Raw genomic sequence first — 17,255 nt, 5'->3', positions numbered from 1 at the left:
TTGATGTGCTTTTTGCGTTTAAGGAAGTTCGCAAATTTCAAGAACTCGGAAAGCCGACTTTCCATCTTCTGAAATAATGAAATCTTTGTGGTCAGCAGAGTAGTTAATCGCATCTTGAAGATTCGCAAATTCAAGGATGACTGATTTGTGAACAGCACCAACGTAATTGCTTTCTTCGTGTTCTTCATAAGAACTGATTCCTTTAAATTGGAATTTCATATATTATCCTCTTTCCCATTTTAGACTATTATAGCAAAGAATACATGAAGTACAAAAGAAAAAGTAAGATTGTTTTATCTGAATTTGATTTTGTTTTTTCACAAAATGGAAGCTTATTTTTTGAAAAATTCACAAACTCAGTGTAAACTGGAGGTATGCTAGATTGACTGTAAATTGACTTTTACTGTTGTTTTATCATGAGGTTGAGAAGTTAATAGTATTCGTTGCTGATTTCCGCAATAAATTAGCGATAATATTTCAAGAATTGGGAAAGGAATACAAGCTCTTTAGTTTTAGGATGATGTAGCAATAGGAGATAGTTCACGAAAATTGTGACATTTTGCTAGAAAAACTAAAGGGGTTGTGCACGAAGATAATGGAACTCAATGATTTAAAAGATTCACTCAAGACTTTAAAATATGGTGAAATTGCTGTGGTTGCAATGATTGATCGTGGTGCTTATGCTGAAGCTGAAGATGCGATAGTTGATGATGCGGCGGATGGAGTCACTGGTGGCTCAAAGATGGACACTAGTATTTTTAAAACTTTAGCAGCGGACATCAAAAATGAAGAAGAAGATTTAACGGTTGTACGTCGTTCAGATATTGATATAGCTATGACTCAGGATGACTTTGATTGGTTTATTAATCAGATGAGTGCCAAAAAGCACATCGTCTTTTTGGAATGTTTATATCTTGGAACAACAGAGATTAAAGGCTTTTTGAATAGTTTGAAGTCAAAAAAACTATTGGATAATAGTAAATTGGTTTTACTTGACCTTCCACAACTAGAATATATGATGTTAAAGGACAGCTTGGCTGGTCAATTTAACTTGTAAAAAAAACAGACTGATGATACTCCATCAGTCTGTTTTTTTGTTTTCTTTAAGAAAATTTTGTTGATAGGCACGAGAATTTTTCATAATATCTTGATAGGTATTGATAATTGTGGAGCGATATTCGGGGTTTTGCACTTTTTGTGCAATACGGTCAAGAACAAGCTGTTCACGCGAAAGGTCAACAACTTCAATCTTTTGGATTTTCTTGGTTTTAGCAATATCAAGCACAAGGTTCATGCGCTGTTCAAGAAGTTGAGTAATTTGTTCGTCTATTTGGTCAATTTCACATCTGAGGTCTTCTAAGTTCATGCTCTTTATTATACCAAGATGTGTGTAAGATTTGCAAGAAATGATGAAAATAGAAAATCTCGGAGAGAAATGAAGTTTATTGGAGAGATTTATCTTTTTCACTCATTTCTAATCGTAAGAATCCAGTTATATCAATATGTGAGCAATATCGTCAAGAAGCGTAGAGAAATAGAGAAATGTGGTTCTGATCAAAGAAGTAGACTCCGTTTTGTTTTTTCTCATCGCTTCTGATGTTGCGAACTCAGTTATATCAAGATATAAGGTTGCTTGCTCAGAACTCCTGAAAATTGTCACGTGGCTCTTAATACTTTGCCTTTCTACGTATGACTATTAGCTGTAAGGCACGGAAATATATTCTTAAAGGAGTAGTGGGTATGATTATGTTTGTAGATAATTTGTGGTCAATTCAAGTAAGATTTTCAAATGTGAAGAAGAAAATATAATCTAAAAATTGTTCTTGAAAAATGATATAATTGATTCATATCTTTATGAAGAGGGTTGTCATGAATAAACAAGAAAAAATAGATGGTTATGAAATGCTGAATTTACAGCTAAAAGGACTCTTGAGTGAGCAAAATTATACGATTTCAAATTTAGCAAATGCGAGCAGTTTATTATGGAATTTTTTGCCTGATCAAGTTTATACGGGGTTTTATCTTTATAATGGTGAAAAACTGATTTTGGGACCTTTTCAAGGTTCGGTTTCTTGTGTTGAAATCACAATGGGTAAGGGTGTTTGTGGTGAGTCTGCTGAAAAATGCGAAACAATGATTGTTGATGATGTGAAAAAACATAAAAATTACATTTCTTGTGATGGGCGGGCGAGGTCAGAAATTGTCGTACCACTTGTTAAAAATGGAAAAGTTGTAGGTGTGCTTGATTTAGATAGCTCAGAAGTTGGTTTTTATGATGAGATTGATGAGAAATATTTGGAAGAATTTGCAGACATTTTATGTGAAATGACGGATTTTAAATTTTTCGAAGTTGCTTAATTGAAAGGACGAACGATGAGTGAAATTGTTGATAAATTTATTGCTGACAGATTTGGAGATACTGATAAAACTTCTGGACAATCTGTAAATCCAGGAAATATTGGTGATGCTAGAGAGTTTGCTCGTGAATTGGGATATTTTTTGTATCAGTTGCATAGGCTTCCTGCTAGTGAAGAAAATAATGTTCCGAACTTTGAAAATAATTTTGCTGGTTCTGATTTGTCTTTTTTTGAAGCAGAGTTTTCGATGCTTTTGAAACAATATCAAAAAATTGTGCCTGCTGATTTGCTTCATGAAAAATTTGAACGTGCAGCTAATAAACCTTGGAGTAAAGATTTAGTCTGGGTATTGGGAGATTTTAATCCTCAAAATTTGCGTGTTACCAATGGAAGACTTGCTGATGTTGTCAGTGCTGACAGGGCTGTGATGGGTGACCCAGCTTGTGATGTGGCAGTGGCTTGGGCGATTTTTGATGAAAAAGCGCGTAAAATATTTTTCAGTGCAGCGGAAGCTGATGCTGCAACGATTGAGCGTGCAAGAATTTTTGCACTTCGCTGGGCGTTAAAAAATTATCAGTCAGAAGATATTGATGCGCTTATCCAATCTCGTGATGCAACAACTGAGATACTCAAAGATTTTAATTATAGTGAGCAACAGGATTTATATTAGAAATAAAGGTTAATCATGGCTTATCAAGCTTTATATAGAAAATATCGCTCGCAGCGCTTTGATGGAATGGTTGGGCAAGAAGTGGTAACAACCACATTAAAAAATGCTATTGTCAATCATCAGATTTCTCATGCTTATCTTTTTAGTGGACCGCGCGGAACGGGGAAAACTTCAGCTGCAAAAATATTTGCTAAGGCAATTAACTGCCCCAATCAAGTAGACGGAGAACCTTGTAACCAGTGCTTTATTTGTGAGTCAATCACAAAAGGAACGCTAGAAGATGTCATTGAGCTTGATGCGGCATCAAATAATGGGGTAGATGAAATTCGTGAGATTCGTGACAAATCGACGTATGCTGCCTCTACTGCGACTTACAAAGTTTATATCATTGATGAAGTTCATATGCTCTCAACGGGGGCTTTTAATGCACTTTTGAAGACATTGGAAGAGCCTACGGAAAATGTTGTCTTTATTCTGGCAACAACAGAGTTGCAGAAAATTCCAGCAACGATTATTTCTCGTGTTCAGCGTTTTGCTTTCAAGGCGATTACGACAAGTGATATTAGAACTCATTTAGCTGAAATCTTGTCTGATGAACAAGTTGAGTTTGCTCCTGAAGCATTAGATGTCATTGCCAAATCAGCTGAGGGCGGAATGCGCGATGCACTTTCGTTACTCGACCAAGCTCTGTCATTTTCTGAAGGCACTTTACAAGAGAAAGATGCGCTACTAGTAACAGGTTCTATTGCCAATGAGGCACTTGTCAGCTATATTCAGGCTTTGTCAGTTAATGATGAAAATAAGGCTTTGGAGCAATTGGATTATGTTTTTTCTGAAGGAAAAAATATGTTACGTTTCACCGAGGATTTATTAGCTCATTTTCGAGATATGCTGTTAGACAAGTCTGTCAGTACTGACAGAAATCGAATTTTTGCATGGGTTGATATTGCTATAGAGAGTTTAAAGACGATTAAAGAAACAACTCAGACCAAAATCGCAGCAGATGTGATGACAATGCGTTTGTCAGAAGTTGGGAAAAATCTGTCAGTACTGACAGAATCTCAAGAAATATTTACAGATTCGTCAACTCATCTTGAACAAGAAATTCAAGCGTTAAAATCTGAGCTTGCAGAGTTGAAAAGTCAAATTTCTAATCAAAATAGTACAACACAATCAAGCACACTGACAGAAATCAAAAAAACAGTCAAAAATCCGTCAGTAAATAAAAATCATATTAATAAAGATTTGGTCTATAAAGCGCTATCTGAAGCAACAAATGATGCTAGAAAATCAGTCTTGTCAGCTTGGCCAGAACTTGTTGCAAGCATCGGGAAACCAGCTGAACGCGCGCTACTCAACAACACTGCACCAGTTGCAGCCTCTGAGAATTTTGTAGTTGTTACATTTCCACACAGTAATCTTGCGAAGCGAGTGACAGAAAATGATGATTTACAGCTGACTTGTGGTAATCTATTAAGTTCAATTACGGGTTTCTCGCCAGAAATTATTGCATTAGCGGAAAGTGACTGGCAGGCTATTCGGGCAGAATATGTCGCAAATCTCAAAGCTGAAAAACCTCAAGAAAGCCAGCCAGAAGAGTCAGGACATGAAGATGAAGGTCTTGCAATGGCAAAAGAACTTTTTGGAGAAAAAGTCGTTGAAATTAATGATTAAAATCAATGTAAATAAAAGTAATAAAAGTGCAATATTATATTGCGCTTTTATTTTGGGAATGTTATAATAGTAATAGATGAAAGAAAGCGTTATCGCTTAAATAATATAAAAGTAAAAAAACGGGGTAGTGATGCAGTAAAAAGGAGTCTAAAATGCAAGCGAAACTTGGCGAAGTTACAGTTGAAGCGTGGCGAATTTTCCTTACTAATGTTGAAAAACAGCCCAATTGGGTAAAAAGAGCATTTGAGAAAAGAAAAATATTTTGTAATGACAGTGATAACTTGAATACAGATCTAATGTTAATGTCGGGTTTCAAAAAATTATTGCGCACTTATAAAAATAAAACTCCTCATCTCTATCTTGTTGTACTTGAGATATTTCTAAACCAAAAAAGCTTTTCCGGAGATTATTTCATAAAAAAGGATGAAAGCTATAAGGTCGTAGAATTCAAAAATTTTGAGAAAGAATATAAGATATAGGGAGAGGAAAAGTAATGCAAGCGAAATTAGGGAATACCATCATTGATTTTTGGAAAATCAGTACAGACATACCTCAAGGTGAACAATGGGTCATTGAAGCATTTAAGAGGGAGCAACTTTCGTGGAGTGGTCAACTTGTTATGGATATTGTGGAAAAACGTAAGCTGGAGAAACAAGGAATGATAAAAAATACTCTAACAACGCATACAAGTATTGGCGATGAGTTAGAGAGCTTGGACTGGATTGGGCTTTATATCTCCCCTAATAAGATGAAAAACGCCTATGCTGATGTGATTTACCTTGTTGTAAACCAAGTTCGGATTCCAGCATTTGGTAAGATAGGAGAATACCTTGTAAAAGCGCCAGATGGTGCGCTGGAGGTCTACTCAGAGAGAAAATTCCAACGGGACTTGAAAGTTATAGAAATATAAAAACCGCCAATAAGCGGTTTTTATATTAATCTTTATGGCGACTCAAATCTACATCCTTAAGTGGAATAAGTTTCGTCTTATTTTTAATCTTATATCCGAGATAAAGGGCAATGAAGAGAGGGATTGCGGCATACATAATGACACCCTGTATCCATGATTTTCCAAAAAGTAACATAGGGTCCTGACCTAGGGTTACTAAAATAGTCATAATCAAAGCTAAAATAGGACCGAATGGGAAAAGTTTAGCAAGATAGGGGAGCTTTTTGACCTCTTTACCTTGTGCAACATAAGCACGACGGAAACGGAAATGACTAATGGCAATCCCAATCCAAGCAATAAAACCAGTCAAACCAGAAGCTGATACAAGAAATGTGAAAAAGCTAACACCATAAATTGAAGTCAAGAAAGTTAGAAGTGCGATTGCAGTTGTAGAAAGTAAAGCGATAAAAGGGATACCATTTTTAGACGTTTTTGAGAAGATTTTTGGCGCCCCACCATCTTTAGCAAGAGAGTAGAGCATCCGAGTAGAAGCATACATTCCAGAATTTGCCGCTGAGATGACAGAAGTCAAAACCACAGCGTTCATAACACTAGCAGCGATAGACAATCCTACACGTTGGAAGACAATGGTGAAAGGACTTTGGGCAGCAGAATCACCTCCGACTAAGTGAGGGTCGGTAAATGGAATGATTGCAGCCATCACAAAAATGGATAAAATATAGAAAATAAGGATACGCCAGAAGATAGAATTCATAGCTTTGGGGATAGATTTATCTGGGTTTTCAGTTTCCCCAGCAGTAATACCAAGTAACTCTGTTCCTTGAAATGAGAAACCAGCAACTAAAAGTACACCAAGTATTCCTCCACCAGTAGTGAAACTTCCTAGACCACCCACGAAACCATGATTACCAACGGACAGATTTTTTGCTACATCAATATGCCCGCCCATGATTCCAAAAATAGACAAGAAACCAACAATCAAGAAAATGATGACAACCGTGATTTTAATGGCAGATAACCAATATTCAGTTTCACCAAAGGTTTTAACAGATAATGCATTAATCGAAAAAACAATAACAAGGGCAATTAATGAAAAGACCCAGCTTGGTACATTGGGTAGCCAAAACTTCATGCAAAGTGCAACGGCAGTCAAATCAACGGCAACAGTAATTGCCCAGTTTAACCAGTAGTTCCATCCAAGTGCAAACCCAAATGCAGGGTCAACATAACGTGTTCCGTAATCAGAAAAAGATCCAGAAGTTGGCAAATAAGTTGCCATTTCTCCAAGGGACGTCATGAGAAAATAGACCATCAATCCAATCAGTACATAAGCTGTTAAGGCTCCAAATGGTCCGGCCGTGTGAATAACGTCACCAGAGGTTAAAAACAAACCTGTACCAATAGTTCCCCAAGAGCAATCATTGAGATGTGACGCGATTTTAAACCACGCTTAACTTGGGTTTTAGTGTTTAAAGAATTTTCCAAAACTCTCTCCTAAAAATTTTATTCTATGGTTTAATTAGCAAAGAGATGCTAATTTTCTGCTAATGTCGTAACTAGAATTACCTCAAAAAGTAGATTAATAAACCAATGACAGTCCATGCCAAGCAAATATCAAAGCAGGACTATTATACATCTGAGTTTGCTTGTTTTCAATAGTAACATCGCTTGATAAACCAATGAAAACAAGAAAAAAGCAATCTACAAAAGAGATTGCTAAACGTACGAAAAATTTTTAAAATTTCTTGAACGAATAGCCCCCCACCATGTCTATGTCATGGCGACAGTCTAGTGAGTGTTTCCCACTAGCCCAAGATTTTTGATGAGCGTCAAAAACCTTTCGGCGACTTCTCATTATTTATGCGTCTTAGCTGTGCTCCAGCTCGGCATAAACTCATATCAGTCGCGACCTCTATCGATGTGTTACACAAAATGATAACTTTTTTTTATTGTGATGTCAAGAGCAAAACAAAAAGTGGTAAGGTGAGTTGAGTTTTTAAGTTTATTGGTTTTGATTTTATGATATACTTATGGAATAAAACTCATCTTGTTTTTTACAATGAATGAGTTATAGTAGAACGAAAGTGGAGTGGGGTGTGCTTATCTTGTTGCTTTTATAGAGAGCAGACAATCCTCTGCTAAGTAAAAATGAACAGTAAGTTTGTGAAGCTGAATAAGGATACACGCTGATATCACAGATGTGAGTGTCGTCCTATCCCAAAAGTTTAGATGCTAAAATGGCAACTTTGTGCTTATTTTTGGCATATATGCCAAGATGTAAAGTATAGTTGGGAAAAACAGCTTCGTAGACTATTTTGCTGAAAACTTCTAGGAGAACCAAATATGGACTTTATTCGTGCGATTATTTTAGGGATTATTGAGGGAATTACTGAATGGTTGCCTATTTCATCAACGGGCCATCTGATTATTGCTGAAGAATTTATTCGACTGAATCAATCTGCTGCATTTAAGGAAATGTTTGATGTAGTCATTCAACTTGGGGCGATTTTATCCGTTGTTGTTTTGTACTTTCATAAATTGAATCCTTTCAATAAGTTAAACCCTAAAGATAAGCAAAAAACACCGCGTGAAATACAATTGACCTGGCGTTTATGGTTAAAAGTCTTGATTGCTGCACTGCCTGCTGCAATTATTGGGCTACCTCTTAATAATTGGTTAGATGCACATTTTTATCACTTTGTACCTGTAGCCTTTATGTTAATCATTTATGGGGTTGCTTTCATTGTTATCGAGCGTCAATGGGTACCTAATCATGAATTTAGTGTATTTAATATCGACCGTCTTCCTTATCGGTTTGCCTTGTATATCGGGTTATTTCAAGTTTTATCTCTTTTGCCTGGGACATCGCGGTCAGGAGCTACAATTGTTGGAGCGTTGCTGATTGGAGTAAGTCGTGAAGTGGCTGCTGAGTTCACATTTTTCTTAGGGATTCCAGTTATGTTTGGGGCCAGTCTTGTCAAAATATTCCATTTTTTCAAGAATGGAAATTCATTAACTCTTGAACAATTCAGCGTCTTACTATTAGCTTGTTTAGTTGCATTTGGCGTTTCAATGCTGGCGATTAAATTCTTGATGAACTATGTTAAGAAACATGATTTCACATTTTTTGGGAAATATAGGATTGTACTAGGTGCAGTATTGCTCGTCTATGCTGCTGTTAAGGCGATTGCTGGATAATCTCTCTCTTGGTTAGGGAAATTTTATCTTGTCAAATCAAAAAAAATTTGCTATAATGGCTTTCTGTGGGAAAAATCCACAACTTACGCAGGACTCAACCTGCGTCATTAGTCCAAAAGGAGGAAAAATCAATGACTAAATACGAAATTCTTTACATTATTCGTCCAAACATTGATGAAGAAGCAAAAACTGCCCTCGTTGAACGTTTCGATGCTATCTTAACTGACAACGGTGCTGTGAATCTTGAGTCTAAAGACTGGGAAAAACGCAAACTCGCTTACGAAATCAATGATTTCCGCGAAGGTTTGTACCACATCGCAACTCTTGAAGCTGAAACAACTTCAGAAGCTTTGAGCGAATTTGACCGTCTTGCTAAGATCAATCTTGACATTCTTCGTCACATGATTGTTAAAGTTGAAGCTTAACTAGCTTTATAGGAGAAGGTCATCATGATTAACAATGTTGTATTAGTAGGACGCATTACCCGCGATCCTGAACTTCGTTATACCCCACAAAATCAGGCTGTTGCTACTTTTTCATTGGCGGTTAATCGTCAATTTAAGAATGCTAATGGTGAGCGCGAGGCCGATTTCATCAATTGCGTCATTTGGCGTCAACAAGCTGAAAACTTGGCGAATTGGGCTAAAAAAGGGGCTTTGATCGGTATTACTGGTCGTATCCAAACGCGTAATTATGAAAATCAACAAGGTCAGCGTGTTTACGTGACTGAGGTTGTAGCTGATAATTTCCAGATGTTGGAAAGTCGTTCTGCTCGTGAAGGTATGAGTGGTGGAGCAGCTACTGGTTCATATTCTGCACCGAGTCAGTCTGCAAATAATTCACGTCCTCAAACGAACAATAATGCAACGCCAAATTTTGGTCGTGATGCTGACCCATTTGGTAGCTCACCGATGGAAATTTCGGATGATGATCTTCCATTCTAATATGATGGTTTTGCTCTAGGGCAACCGTCTTGGAACTTTAACAGGACATTTAAAAAATAATATAAGGAGAAATAAAATGGCACAACAACGTCGTGGCGGCTTCAAACGCCGTAAAAAAGTTGACTTCATCGCTGCTAATAAAATTGAAGTCGTTGACTACAAAGATACTGAACTTTTGAAACGTTTTATCTCAGAACGTGGAAAAATCTTGCCACGTCGCGTGACTGGTACATCAGCTAAAAACCAACGTAAAGTGGTTACAGCAATCAAACGCGCGCGCGTAATGGCTTTGCTTCCATTCGTAGCTTCTGACGAAAACTAAAAAATATAAAAGATTGTCTAAGACAATCTTTTTTCTTTACTTATGGATCTGTCTTTAGTTCTTTAGCAAACAGATAGAAGCTGATATCAACTTTCTGGGATATGATAATCTTTGAAATTGTGGAACAGTTTTTTTGTCGGTAAATTTATGATAAAATGGACAAATGGTTGAATTGACGATTGGAGCCTTACTCTTAGTTCTGTTGCTTTACGGAGTTTTTATAGAGCCTCACCTGATGAAAGTGAGACATATAGAACTTGGTCAACAGCAGGGTGTAAAAGTTGCTCATTTTACAGATACACACTTTACTTGGCATACAACGCCTCGACGTTTTAAAAAGTTTGTAAGAAATATGGAAAGCGAAAATCCAGACATAATTATTTTTTCTGGAGATTTATTTGACAAGGTTCTTTGGGCGAAGCATCAGAATTGGGATCAATTAATTCTAATGTTTTCGTCGCTGACGGCGCCATTAGGTAAGTTTGCGGTACTTGGGAATCACGATTTTGATGATGAAAATTCATCGGTTTTTGTTGAAGAAATATTGGAAAAATCAGGTTTTACGATTTTAAAAAATTCGTCAGTACTGACGAAAAATCTGTCAGTGTCTGGTGTTGATGATTGGCGAGAAGGAAAACCAGATTTTGAACTTTTGCCGACGATAGAGGCATTTTCGGTACTTGCGATTCATGAGCCAGATACGGTTTTAGATATGAAGACATTGAATCATTTTGATTTGGTTTTATCTGGGCATAGTCATGGAGGGCAGATTCGTTTGGGAAATTGGCGCTTGCGAAATAAAGGTTCAAGTTGTGCAGATAGTGGGATGTACCAGCTCAATGATAAGACAAAGTTATATGTGAATTGTGGTATCGGTCTGACTTTTTTGCCGATTCGTTTCGGTGTTCCACCAGAAATTGTATATTATGAATTATAAAAATTCTGTCAGTGCGCTGACAGAATTTTTTAATGATAAATAAGGTTGGTCAGTGATTTATTGGCTTACATCTCTCTGGCGGTCATGATGGTTTCGCGTCCCATATTGTCAACAGCGCGATATTCGCGAGGCCAAGCAGCATCAAAAGGGTAATCAAAATCAATGACTACAACAGTCGGGCTGTTGTCTTGAGAAAAGCGAATAGAAAGCAAATTATGAGAATTAACTAAATCAAAGTTAATCACAGGCTCCATGGGAAAAACGCCTTTGAGATGATGGTCAATGATGTACCAAAAAGCATCAATAACTTCTCCGGGAATAGACGCAACGGTATCAAAACTAGCATAGCGACGTCTGGTGTTGGAAAATGCCATAAATTCACATCCTTTCTTTGAAATGTGCACCTCATCAGTAACATTTTTGCCAATTTCTCCATGAGGTGAGGTTTACTATAGCTAAACCATTGTAAAAAGCGTACTAGTATAGGCTGCTAAACAGTCTATACTTGCTTAGCGACAAAAGGAACACTAATTGCAGAACGGCTAATAAAATGAGCAACTCGCTTTAAAATAGTTCTAGTAGAGTTCGGCTTTAAAATTCAACAGGATGTTCTACCATAGTGTATATTTGTTACCTTCATTGTACTGTTCTAACATATTCTTGCGCTAAGAAATTTGCTAAGTAACGTTAATTTGCTGTTGCTTTTTATAACGAATTGGTTTAGTTTCCTTGCTATTATAATGTGTCATTTCACGGTAAACGAGAATCGCGGATAACTTTTCTGATTTCAGATAGAGTGCTCTCGGAAACATCTTTCATTTTCATACCGTACATCATGAAGAGAGCATCAAGTAAGCTAATTTGTGAAACGGTAGAAGCCACGGCTTCTGGACGATAGGAAATTTCTTCTGAAATAGATATAAGAGCAATATCTGCAGCCTTTGCTAAAGGTGAACTAGCAAAAGAGGTGATTGCGATGACGGGAACACCACGACTTTTCAAAATTTCTAAAAGGTGGATTGTATCCTTATTTTTCCCAGTATGTGAGATGACAAAAGCGCAGTCTTTGGAAGTCAATTTAGCGGCTTGCATTTGTTGAAAATGAAAATCTTGATGATAAACGCATTGCAAGGGCATTCGTAAGAACTTATGATAAGCAATCAGAGCAACGGCATTTGAACCACCAAGACCAAAAAAACCACAGGTTTCTGCACGAAGTAGGATATCCATTGTTTGGTTGAGTTTGTGCTCATCTACCAGATTTAAAGTAGAATTCAATGAAGAAATGTTTCCGTTAAAGTTTTTTGTCAGTATTTCCTTATAGCTGTCAGCAGGTGAAAGCTCACTAAAAAATTCGTCAGTACTGACAGAATCTGTAGCGTGAATCGCGAGTTTCAGTTCTTGAAAAGAATTGAAGCCGATTTTTTTAGAAAATCTGGATATTGTGGCAGTAGATACATTAGTGTTTTTGGCAAAATCTTGAATTGAGAGTCTCGCCGCACTGTCAATATTTGCAATCAAATAGTCGGAAATTGCTTGGTCTGATTTGCTGAGATTGTCATAATAACTCTTGATGCGGCTAATCAGCGTACGCGCCATGTCAAGCCTCCTATAAGATGAGTTCGATTGATGAACTCAAGTGAATTTGATTACATTATACCACAAAACATCTTTAACTTTTCTTGAAAATTACCAGTAAGATCTAGTCGAGGCTTACAGCAAAAGTATTTATATAAATTAGAAAATTTTTTACAAATATATTGTTGACAAATGAAAATAAATTACGTATAATAATAACAGACATATGAAAACGATAACATCAATGATAAGTTCATGTCGTAATTTTACTAAAACTATGGCTCGTTCGTTGTAAAAAGCAGCAATAAATTAACATTGCTTCGCAAACTTCTTAGCGCAAAAGTGTGCCAGAATAGCACAATAAGTGTAACAAGCGGATAGCCATAGATATGAAATCATTACGGCTTTGTTGGGCTTAAAGATTAGAGGAGGAAAAAATGAAATTTGCAATGATTGGTCTGGGAAAAATGGGCATGAATCTTGTTAAAAACGCAGTAGACCATGATATGGAAGTTGTTGCTTATGACCTAGAACGCTCGGCTGTTGAGGAAATTCAGCAATATTCAAGTAAGGTAAAAGGAGCTTTTGATATAGATGATTTACTGACAAAATTGTCAGTGGAACAGGCTCATTCTCCATCTACTGATTCAGTAGCACCTGTGAGTCGTGATGAACTGACAGTATCTCCTAAAATTATTTGGGTGATGGTCCCAGCTGGACATCCGACAAACTCCACGATTGATGAACTGACAGAAAAGTTGTCAGTAGGAGATATCATCATTGATGGTGGAAATTCCAATTATAAAGATAATCTACTACAAAATAAAATTCTGGCGGAAAAAGGCATTAGATTTTTTGATGCTGGGACATCAGGTGGCATGGAAGGTGCACGACAAGGAGGTAACTTCATGATTGGCGGTGATGACAAAGAGGCGTGGCAGGTAATTGAGCCAATTTTCCAAGCTATTGCTCAAGAAGGCGGTTATCTTTATACAGGTAAACTTGGTAGTGGTCATTATCTGAAAATGATTCATAATGGTATTGAATATGGGATGATGCAAGCCATTGCTGAAGGTTTTGAAATTCTTGAAGCTTCTCCTTTTGACTACGATTATGAAGCTGTTGCTAAATTATGGAATCATGGCTCGGTCATTCGCAGTTGGCTCATGGAACTTGCTGAAGAACAGTTTGCAAAAGACCCAAAACTTGATGAAATTATTGGACGTGTCCAATCTTCGGGTGAAGGGAAATGGACCATCGAAGAAAGTTTAGATTTAAGAGTTCCAGCACCAGTTATTGCTTTATCGCTCATGATGCGTAATCGATCACTGCAAGATGATACAATGACAGGAAAAGTTGTCGCCGCATTGCGTAATGGTTTCGGTGGGCATGATATTGAGAGAAAATAAGCTACTTTTAGCTTATACTAGTTCATCTCTAAAGGAGTAGTTAAACAGTATTAGAAAAAATCTGTCAGTACGCTGACAGAAAAAATTTACTGACAAAACTAAAAATGAACAAAAAAGGAGAAAAAATGCAATATCTGATTGGCGTGGACTTAGGAACCACAGCCACTAAAGCAGTGCTTTTTGAAAAAAGTGGGAAAATTATTGCTAGTAGTAGTCAGGCTTACACGCTCTATCGTGATGCAAGTGGCATGGCAGAGGAAGTTCTAGAAGATATCTTTGAAGCTGTACTGATCACAATTCGTGAAGTATCCATTAATCTTGAGGAAGCAGATGAACTTTTAGCGGTTTCCTTCAGTACCCAAATGCATTCGCTCATTGCATTTGATAAAGATTGGAAACCGCTTAGTCGAGTAATGACTTGGGCAGACACTAGAGCGGTTAAATATACTGAACAGCTCAAAGAATCAGGTAAGGGGTTTGAAATTTATAAACGAACAGGCACTCCCCTTCACCCTATGGCACCTCTGTCAAAATTACTCTGGCTTCGCGCGGAGCGACCAGAGATTTATAAGCAAGCTAGTCACTACCTAGAACTCAAAGGATATATTTTCTACCGATTATTTGGTACCAATAAAATTGATCTTTCAACAGCTTCAGGTACAGGAATATTCAATATTTTTGAACTTAAATGGGATGAAGAAGCACTACAACTGACAGGGGTAAATCAAAATCAACTTCCTCAAGTCGTAGAACCTTATGAGATTGAAGAAAATATGCCTCACGAATTTGCAAAAAAAATGGGAATTCAATCCAACACAAAATTTGTTTGGGGCGCAGCAGATGGTCCTCTGTCAAATCTAGGAGTAAATGCTATTAAACCAGGTGTTGCAGCGATAACCATAGGAACATCTGGAGCTATTCGTGTCGTAACCGACCGACCACGTACAGATGAAAAAGGCCGTACCTTTACTTATGCCTTAGACAAAAATCACTGGGTTGTGGGTGGTCCAGTAAATTCAGGAGGAGATGTTTTTCGTTGGGCGCGTGACCAAATTTTTGATAGCAAACTAAGTTTTGATGAAGTGACAGAACTCGCATCAAAAATCCCTCCTGGTTCCGACGGTCTTCTTTTCCATCCTTATCTAGGGGGAGAGCGAGCACCGCTATGGGATGCAAATGCTAGAGGGTCGTTCTTTGGTTTGAACTATGGTCATAATCGAAGTCATATGGTTCGAAGCGTTCTTGAAGGTGTGATGTTTAATCTTTACATGGTGGCTTTGAGTTTGGTAGAAGTTGTGGGAGATTTAAATATGATTCAAGCAACAGGAGGCTTTACAGCTTCTCCGCTATGGACTCAAATTCTTGCAGATATTTTTGAACAACCTATCAATGTTCCTGAAAGTCGAGAGGCGGGGTGTTTAGCCGCGGTTGTTATGGCAGAAAAGGCACTCGGTTTGATTGATAGTCTAAGTGTTGTTGATAATATGGTAGGGAGCAATCAAACTTATCAACCCAACTCAGAAACTTTTGAGATTTATCGTGAGATTACACCTATCTTTATTCGATTATCTCGTTCTCTTTCATCGGAGTATGAAAATATTTCAAATTTTCAGAGACGGTTTGAAGAAAATAAATAACATTTGTTAATACAAAAATACTCAATACTTTTAATTTAATTGTAAGCGCAAGCATACAATTATACCGTCATTTATTTATTGAAAGGAAAAAATAGATGCTTGATTTACTTGTTCTTTTAGTTGGGGTATTGATTCTTTTATTGATGATTATCAAGTTTAAAATTAATACCTTCGTTTCACTGATTGTCGTTTCCGTCTTAGTTGGTCTTGGATTAGGAATGCCTCTAGGGCAAATCCCTGTGTCAATTCAAAATGGAATAGGCGGCTCGCTCGGAGAATTGGCGATTGTATTTGGATTTGGAGCAATGCTAGGGCGTTTAATCGCCGATGCTGGTGGTGCCTATCGTATTTCAAAAACATTAATTAACAGTTTTGGCAAAAAAAGAATCCAATGGGCAATTATGGTCGCCAGCTTTATCATTGGTATTGCACTCTTCTTTGAAGTTGGTATGGTCCTTCTGATTCCTATCGTATTTGCGGTTGCTTTAGAAGCATCTGTTCCACTGATTTATCTTGGAATTCCAATGGCAGCAGGTCTCTCTGTTACTCATGGATTTTTGCCACCTCACCCAGCACCAATCGCCATTGCAGGTGCGTTAGGTGCCAATCCAGGAACGGTCTTACTTTATGGAATTATTGCCGCTATTCCTACAGTTATTATCGCAGGTCCCGTTTTTACCAATATTGCTCGCAAATGGGTTCCAGAAGCATTTGTAGTAAAAAAGAAACTATCAGCCTTCGGAGAGATAAAAGAATGGAAGTTGGAAGAAACGCCAGGATTTGGAATATCAATCTTAACTGCACTCATGCCAGTTATACTAATGGCAATCAGCACAATCTATTCTATTGTCACTAATCAAGGGAAGCCATTCTCAGCAGTAACCACAAGTGCTCTGAAAGCAGGAAAAGTAGTAACAACAACGACTTATCCGTCTAGTTTCACCGAAAATATCATGATGTTCATCGGTAATCCAGTTTCTGCCATGATTATTTCTCTCCTCTTTGCCATGATTACGATGGGATGGATGCAACATAAGAAAAATTCTGAAATAGCTGTTTCCATTGTTGACTCTGTAAAATCCATCGCAATGCTTTTGCTTGTTATTGGTGGTGGAGCCGCGCTTAAACAAATTCTTATTGATGGTGGTATCTCATCTCAAATTGCCGAAATGTTCAAAGATTCGTCACTTTCTCCGCTTCTTTTAGCATGGATTATCACAGTTATTCTACGTATCGCGCTGGGTTCAGCCACAGTTGCGGCACTAACGGCAGCAGGATTAGTACAACCAATGCTTGCTTCCGCATCGCCAAATATGGCAGCTTTGATGGTGCTTGCCATTGGGGCAGGTTCAATCGCAGCTTCACACGTGAACGATGCAGGATTCTGGATGTTCAAAGAATACTTTGATTTAGATGTAAAACAAACATTAAAAACTTGGACAGTACTGGAAACGATTATCGCAGTAGTAGGTTTAGGAATGGTTATGTTGATGAGTATCTGGGTTCATTAAAAAAATAAGTCAATTTTGACTTGTTTTTTTAATTTCACAAACTTAGTGGTAGCATGAAATGAAGCGGATACAAGGGGAGTAGAAAACGAACAAAGGTAAAAAAAGGTC

18 protein-coding genes, 1 pseudogene and 1 riboswitch are annotated in these 17,255 nt (G+C 37.5%); of the genes and pseudogenes, 14 read left to right on the top strand and 5 right to left on the bottom strand.

Annotated features, from left to right (window positions below; all coding sequences use genetic code 11):
- Positions 1-18: 18 nt before the first annotated feature.
- Entirely contained in the window at positions 19-219 is a 201-nt protein-coding gene (locus tag D7I46_RS09360) for a hypothetical protein (RefSeq protein ID WP_120772659.1), read from the bottom strand.
- A 376-nt stretch (positions 220-595) separates the two neighbouring features.
- Here D7I46_RS09360 and D7I46_RS09355 point away from each other — a divergent pair, with 376 nt between their 5' ends.
- Positions 596-1,057, top strand: coding sequence for a hypothetical protein (locus D7I46_RS09355; RefSeq protein WP_120772658.1), 462 nt, complete (start codon positions 596-598; stop codon positions 1,055-1,057).
- Positions 1,058-1,081: 24 nt separating this feature from the next.
- Here D7I46_RS09355 and D7I46_RS09350 read toward each other — a convergent pair whose 3' ends face one another.
- Positions 1,082-1,366, bottom strand: coding sequence for a chorismate mutase (locus D7I46_RS09350; protein ID WP_120772657.1), 285 nt, complete (start codon positions 1,364-1,366; stop codon positions 1,082-1,084).
- Between the two features lie 503 nt (positions 1,367-1,869).
- On the opposite strand from D7I46_RS09350, the gene D7I46_RS09345 reads away from it, so the two are divergent.
- From D7I46_RS09345 to D7I46_RS09325, 5 genes are all read left to right on the top strand, one after another.
- Complete coding sequence (locus tag D7I46_RS09345; RefSeq protein ID WP_120772656.1) at positions 1,870-2,358, top strand: GAF domain-containing protein; 489 nt, start codon at positions 1,870-1,872, stop codon at positions 2,356-2,358.
- Positions 2,359-2,373: 15 nt separating this feature from the next.
- Positions 2,374-3,027, top strand: coding sequence for a phosphotransferase (locus tag D7I46_RS09340; RefSeq protein ID WP_120772655.1), 654 nt, complete (start codon positions 2,374-2,376; stop codon positions 3,025-3,027).
- 15 nt (positions 3,028-3,042) lie between these two features.
- A complete protein-coding gene (dnaX, locus tag D7I46_RS09335) occupies positions 3,043-4,701 on the top strand; it encodes a DNA polymerase III subunit gamma/tau (protein ID WP_120772654.1) in 1,659 nt (552 codons plus the stop codon).
- A gap of 152 nt (positions 4,702-4,853) precedes the next feature.
- The gene (locus D7I46_RS09330; RefSeq protein ID WP_120772653.1) at positions 4,854-5,180 is read left to right on the top strand and encodes a hypothetical protein; all 327 of its coding nucleotides are present in this window, start codon (positions 4,854-4,856) and stop codon (positions 5,178-5,180) included.
- Between the two features lie 14 nt (positions 5,181-5,194).
- Entirely contained in the window at positions 5,195-5,611 is a 417-nt protein-coding gene (locus D7I46_RS09325; protein WP_120772652.1) for a hypothetical protein, read from the top strand.
- Between the two features lie 25 nt (positions 5,612-5,636).
- Here D7I46_RS09325 and D7I46_RS09320 read toward each other — a convergent pair.
- Positions 5,637-7,096: pseudogene (locus D7I46_RS09320) on the bottom strand (amino acid permease).
- Between the two features lie 261 nt (positions 7,097-7,357).
- A riboswitch (Lysine riboswitch) is annotated at positions 7,358-7,534 on the bottom strand.
- Positions 7,535-7,954: 420 nt separating this feature from the next.
- Here D7I46_RS09320 and D7I46_RS09315 point away from each other — a divergent pair.
- The 5 genes from D7I46_RS09315 to D7I46_RS09295 all read left to right on the top strand — a co-directional run bounded on the left by D7I46_RS09315 (position 7,955) and on the right by D7I46_RS09295 (position 11,012).
- Positions 7,955-8,809: an undecaprenyl-diphosphate phosphatase gene (locus D7I46_RS09315; protein WP_120772651.1), complete on the top strand. Its 855-nt coding sequence runs from the start codon at positions 7,955-7,957 to the stop codon at positions 8,807-8,809.
- 131 nt (positions 8,810-8,940) lie between these two features.
- Positions 8,941-9,234, top strand: a complete 294-nt coding sequence (gene rpsF / locus D7I46_RS09310; protein ID WP_120772650.1) for a 30S ribosomal protein S6 — start codon at positions 8,941-8,943, stop codon at positions 9,232-9,234.
- 24 nt (positions 9,235-9,258) lie between these two features.
- The gene (locus D7I46_RS09305; RefSeq protein WP_120772649.1) at positions 9,259-9,753 is read left to right on the top strand and encodes a single-stranded DNA-binding protein; all 495 of its coding nucleotides are present in this window, start codon (positions 9,259-9,261) and stop codon (positions 9,751-9,753) included.
- A gap of 76 nt (positions 9,754-9,829) precedes the next feature.
- On the top strand, positions 9,830-10,075 hold the full coding sequence (gene rpsR / locus D7I46_RS09300; RefSeq protein WP_075525977.1) for a 30S ribosomal protein S18: 246 nt from the start codon (positions 9,830-9,832) through the stop codon (positions 10,073-10,075).
- Between the two features lie 163 nt (positions 10,076-10,238).
- Positions 10,239-11,012, top strand: coding sequence for a metallophosphoesterase (locus tag D7I46_RS09295; protein ID WP_120772648.1), 774 nt, complete (start codon positions 10,239-10,241; stop codon positions 11,010-11,012).
- A 65-nt stretch (positions 11,013-11,077) separates the two neighbouring features.
- On the opposite strand, the gene D7I46_RS09290 is transcribed toward D7I46_RS09295, so the two are convergent.
- Positions 11,078-11,386: a DUF960 domain-containing protein gene (locus tag D7I46_RS09290; protein WP_120772647.1), complete on the bottom strand. Its 309-nt coding sequence runs from the start codon at positions 11,384-11,386 to the stop codon at positions 11,078-11,080.
- 376 nt (positions 11,387-11,762) lie between these two features.
- Positions 11,763-12,611: a MurR/RpiR family transcriptional regulator gene (locus D7I46_RS09285; protein ID WP_120772646.1), complete on the bottom strand. Its 849-nt coding sequence runs from the start codon at positions 12,609-12,611 to the stop codon at positions 11,763-11,765.
- Between the two features lie 416 nt (positions 12,612-13,027).
- On the opposite strand from D7I46_RS09285, the gene gnd reads away from it, so the two are divergent.
- From gnd to D7I46_RS09270, 3 genes are all read left to right on the top strand, one after another.
- The gene (gene gnd / locus D7I46_RS09280; protein WP_120772645.1) at positions 13,028-13,999 is read left to right on the top strand and encodes a phosphogluconate dehydrogenase (NAD(+)-dependent, decarboxylating); all 972 of its coding nucleotides are present in this window, start codon (positions 13,028-13,030) and stop codon (positions 13,997-13,999) included.
- A 125-nt stretch (positions 14,000-14,124) separates the two neighbouring features.
- Positions 14,125-15,636: a gluconokinase gene (gntK, locus tag D7I46_RS09275; RefSeq protein ID WP_120772644.1), complete on the top strand. Its 1,512-nt coding sequence runs from the start codon at positions 14,125-14,127 to the stop codon at positions 15,634-15,636.
- A gap of 95 nt (positions 15,637-15,731) precedes the next feature.
- Entirely contained in the window at positions 15,732-17,147 is a 1,416-nt protein-coding gene (locus tag D7I46_RS09270; protein ID WP_120772643.1) for a gluconate:H+ symporter, read from the top strand.
- Positions 17,148-17,255 lie beyond the last annotated feature (108 nt).

This window comes from Lactococcus allomyrinae (genome assembly GCF_003627095.1).
Lineage (GTDB): Bacteria > Bacillota > Bacilli > Lactobacillales > Streptococcaceae > Lactococcus > Lactococcus allomyrinae.
Note: the sequence above shows the minus strand (reverse complement) of the source record. Positions and strands in the feature narration are given on the sequence as shown.